1 protein-coding gene is annotated in these 414 nt (G+C 66.9%); it reads left to right on the top strand.

All coding sequences use genetic code 11. The annotated features are described in order from the left end of the window. Positions 1 to 203: 203 nt before the first annotated feature. Positions 204 to 414, top strand: a 211-nt coding sequence (locus C470_RS15505; RefSeq protein ID WP_008364425.1) for a hypothetical protein, incomplete at its 3' end; no start/stop codon positions are given.

The following is a 414-nucleotide window of genomic DNA, read 5'->3' as shown; positions in this document are numbered from 1 at the left end:
CGTACGCGCCCGGCGGCGGATAAAGCCGCCGAGGCCCCGACCGACGTATCGCACCCGACCGAGAGAGTGTTCGACGCGAAACGCGTTCTCGCGGCTCGCGTCGACGACACGACCGTCAGGCAGGCGGTCGGTGGTTGGAAATGAGCTCCCAGAACAAGGGAGGCGGGGGCGGACCGCGCCGTCTCCCTGGGGGCGGCTCCACAGTGATCGCGAACGTCGAAGCACACCGGGAGGAGACGAGTTTCCACCTGGAGAAGGTGAGTCGGCACATGGAAGGCGAGCCGGCCTGGGAGCTCTCGATGAGATTCTCCTGTGGTGTCATCGAACTTGCGGCCAATCTCGACAGGGACGCCACGACCGCGCTCCTGGAGGCGCTCGTCGACCGGGAGAACTGCGACCAGTTCCCCGGAGAGG

It is taken from the genome of Halorubrum distributum JCM 13561, assembly GCF_000337395.1.
In the GTDB taxonomy this organism is placed as follows: domain Archaea; phylum Halobacteriota; class Halobacteria; order Halobacteriales; family Haloferacaceae; genus Halorubrum; species Halorubrum distributum.
This window is presented reverse-complemented; position numbering and strand designations above follow the sequence as displayed.